Annotated in this window: 3 protein-coding genes; all 3 read right to left on the bottom strand. The window is 55.9% G+C overall.

Annotation, left to right across the window (positions count from 1 at the left end):
- Positions 1-320, bottom strand: a 320-nt coding sequence (locus tag RI563_RS12760; protein ID WP_310694765.1) for a DUF302 domain-containing protein, incomplete at its 3' end; no start/stop codon positions are given.
- Positions 321-553: 233 nt separating this feature from the next.
- Entirely contained in the window at positions 554-1042 is a 489-nt protein-coding gene (locus RI563_RS12755; RefSeq protein ID WP_310694764.1) for a cytochrome c, read from the bottom strand.
- A 1-nt stretch (position 1043) separates the two neighbouring features.
- Positions 1044-4193 carry an efflux RND transporter permease subunit gene (locus RI563_RS12750; RefSeq protein WP_310694763.1) on the bottom strand — a complete coding sequence of 1050 codons (3150 nt, stop codon included), beginning with the start codon at positions 4191-4193 and terminating at the stop codon, positions 1044-1046.
- Between the last annotated feature and the right edge of the window lie 17 nt (positions 4194-4210).

Here is a 4210-nt window from a genome sequence, read left to right as displayed (position 1 = left end):
GGTTGTTGCACCAGATCAAGCACCGCCTGGGGGTCCATGAATGCCACAGTGATTGAACCATCGTCGTCCTCACGCACTACGACATTACAGGGCAGCAACAGGCCGATATCTGCTTCGGCCGTCAGAGCCTGATTGGCCAGATCCGGATTGCAGGCGCCAAGAATCTTGTAAGGTTTTTTATCGATATCCAATTTCTTTTTCATGACTGCTTTGACATCGATTTCAGTCAACACACCAAACCCTTCTTCTTTCAGGGCTTCGGTGACTTTCTCAACTGCCTCATCAAAACCGCCTGAAACCTTGGTGTTAAATCCGTACATAATCCTCTCCTTCTGTAAAAATATTCTCAGCGTCGCCAGTTGGGCCTGACAACATAGAAATTGCTATCAACAAACAGGTTCTAGTAACTAGTTCCTAGGACCTAGTATCTGGTATATCAACCAGACGATGGCCAGAATCACGACAATCCAGATCAGGATACCGAAGCCCCCGTGACCGAACAACCACCAACCGCTATTCCACTCTTCACCATGCATCATACGTTCCTCCTTGCCTATCTGTTTTTCGCGCGTTGATCGTTGCGATACCACCGGGCATAGATTTCATCGGGCCATTGCGCCTTGATCCAGGCCAGCACATCGGCAATATCCTGATCGTCAAGCTGGTCTTTCCAGGCCGGCATATTCCCGCCTCGATCCAGCGTGCCGTTTTTAATAATCTCGGTCAGCTGGGTGGTCGGGTGGTGCCAGGTATGCGCCGAACCGTCCAGCGGCGGAGGCGGGAATTTCCCGTCTTCATCACGCTGGCGCCAGTTCGTCGCCCCCTGCGCCAGTTTGCCGTGGCATGTTGCGCAATTCTGCTGGTAGAGACGTCCTCCGCGCAGAATCTGCTGCATATCCTGGTTACGCGACGGTACGTCAGCTTCCGTTGAAACAGATTGGTCAGCTTGTGGCTGGCTGTTGGAACTTGTCGAGTTGTCACACCCGGCCAGTCCCAGACTGCCAACAAAACCAATCACCACGATGTTGTATGTCGCTGGCATCCTAAACTCCCGGTATTTTACCCTGTTCAATACAACGCCTGACTTCATATTGCTTCCACAGAAAATAAACCGCCGGAATCACGACCAGGGTCAGTATGGTGGCACTGATCATGCCACCCACCATGGGAGCTGCGATGCGGCGCATCACCTCCGAACCGGTACCGCTACCCAGCATGATGGGAAGCAGGCCGCCGGTAATAGCCGCCACGGTCATGATAATCGGACGCACCCGTAACAGGGCGCCATCGATCACGGCCTGTTTAAGCTCTTCCAGGTTCGGGACATGCACGCGTTCCTTATTGGCTATCTGACCACGATAGGCCTGATTCAGATAGACCAGCATGACCACCCCGATCTCCACGGCTACCCCGGCCAGGGCGATAAAGCCCACGCCGACGGCGACCGACATGTTGTAGCCGAGAAGGTAAAGTAGCCAGTAACCGCCCACCAGGGCCATAGGCAGTGTCCCCATGATAATCATCACCTCAACAATATTGCGGAAGTTGAGGTATAACAGGAGAATGATAATCACCAGCGTCAGGGGCACGACCACCTTTAGCCGTTCCTTGGCCCGCACCATATATTCATACTGCCCGGACCAGGCGATGGAGTACCCGGCCGGCAAATTGACCTCCTGGTTAACAACGCGTTGTGCCTCTTCCACGTAGGAACCCAGATCCCGGTCCTTGATATCGACGAAGGTCCAGCCGTTGGGCCGCGCGTTTTCGCTTTTGATCATGGCCGGCCCCGTCTCAATGCGAATATCCGCCACTTCGGACAGCGGAATCCGGGCACCCTGCTGGGTAATCACGGGCAGATCGCGCAACTTGTCAACCGACTCGCGAACCTGCTGCGGGTAGCGCAAATTGATCGGGTAGCGTTCCAGTCCTTCCACGGTCTGGTCGACCTGCATGCCGCCGATGGCGGTACTCACCACGTTTTGCACATCGGCGATATTCAGCCCCACCCTTGAAGCGGCTCGCCGATCGATGTCCACCGTCACATAACGTCCGCCGACGGTGCGTTCCGAATAGGCCGAGACAGTACCCGGTACCTGCATGACTGCCTCCTCGATCTGCTTGCCGATATCCTGAAGCACATTCAGATCGGGACCCGAAACCTTGACCCCCACCGGCGTCTTGATCCCCGTCGCCAGCATGTCGATCCGGGTTTTGATCGGCATCACCCAGGAGTTGGTCAGGCCAGGGAATTTCACCCGATCGTTCAGTTCCTGTTTGAGTTTTTCGGTGGTCATGCCTTCACGCCACTCACTACGGGGTTTGAGCTGGATAGTGGTTTCGATCATGGTCAACGGCGCGGGATCGGTTGCGGTTTCGGCCCGGCCGATCTTGCCGAAGACCCGCTTGACTTCCGGCACGCTCATAATCAATTTGTCGGTCTGTTGTAACAGCTCCTGCGCCTTGCCGATCGACAGGCCGGGGAATGTCGTTGGCATGTACATCAGATCCCCTTCGTCCAGATCCGGCATGAATTCCGAACCGATGTTCATCACTGGCCAGATGGTCATCAGCACCACCAGCAGGGCAACACCGAGCACACTTTTGGGCTTGTTCAATACGGTATGGATGAAAGGTTGATAAGCCCTGATCAACACCCGGTTAACCGGATTTTCCTTTTCCGGACGAATATGGCCTCGAATGAAGTAGCCCATCAATACCGGCACCAGGGTAATCGACAAACCGGCAGCCGCGGCCATAGCATAGGTCTTGGTAAAGGCCAGCGGTGCAAACATGCGACCTTCCTGTGCTTCCAGGGTAAATACCGGCAAAAAGCTGAGCGTGATAATCAACAGCGAGAAGAACAGGGCCGGCCCGACTTCGCGGGTTGCCTCACTGATAATCCGCCAGCGATTCTCATTGGTTAGCGGCTCGCGCTCGATGTGTTTATGCACGTTTTCGATCATCACGATCGCCGCATCGACCATGGCGCCAATGGCAATCGCGATTCCGCCCAGTGACATGATGTTGGCGTTGATGCCCTGGTGATACATGACCACAAATGCCCCGAGTATCCCGATGGGCAGGCTGATGATGGCAACCAGTGCCGAACGCAGATGAAACAGAAATACCAGACAGACCAGTGCGACGATCAAAAACTCTTCCAGCAGCTTACCTGTCAGGTTATCGACCGCCCGATTGATCAGGGCGGAGCGATCGTAGGTCTCGACGATCTCCACGCCGTCGGGCAGGCCGTTTTGCAGCTGTTCCAGTTTACGCTTCACGCCCTCGATGGTCTTGAGGGCATTCTCGCCGTAACGCATCACCACAATCCCGCCGGCCACCTCGCCCTCACCGTTCAGCTCGGCGATGCCGCGCCGCATCTGCGGACCGAGACGAATCTCGGCAATATCACCCAGTAACAACGGGGTGCCCTGTTCACTGACACCCAGCGGAATGTTCTTGAGATCCTCCCTGCTCTGGATGTAGCCGGTGGCCCGCACCATGTATTCGGCCTCGGCCATCTCGATCACCGAACCGCCGGCCTCCTGGTTGCCCTGCCGGATAGCCTGGCGTACCTTCGCCAGCGGCAGATCGTAGGCGCGCAGTTTGTCCGGATCGAGGACGACCTGGTATTGCTTGACCATGCCGCCGACGGTCGCCACTTCCGACACACCGGACACCGTCTGCAACTCATACTTTAAAAACCAGTCCTGCAGGGATCGCAACTGCGACAGATCATGCTTCCCCGTTCGATCCACCAGGGCATATTCATAAATCCAGCCGACACCGGTGGCATCGGGTCCCAGTGCCGGGCGTGCCTGTTCGGGTAGCCGCGATTCGACCTGACTCAGATATTCCAGCACCCGCGATCGGGCCCAGTAGGGATCGGTCCCGTCCTCGAACAGGATATAAACAAAAGAATCCCCGAACATGGAGTAACCGCGCACCGTCTTCGCGCCCGGCACGGAGAGCATCGCCGTGGTCAGCGGATAGGTCACCTGATCCTCCACCACCCGCGGTGCCTGGCCCGGATAGGTGGTCTTGATAATCACCTGGACATCCGACAGATCCGGAATTGCATCCAGCGGCGTATTTTTCACCGCATACCACCCCCAGCCGCACAACACCACCGTCAACAACAACACCAGAAAACGGTTATGCAGCGACCAGTCAATAATTCGTTCAATCATGTTCTATCTCCAAAAAT

It is taken from the genome of Thiohalophilus sp. (genome assembly GCF_031581315.1).
GTDB lineage: Bacteria > Pseudomonadota > Gammaproteobacteria > UBA6429 > Thiohalophilaceae > Thiohalophilus.
This window is presented reverse-complemented; position numbering and strand designations above follow the sequence as displayed.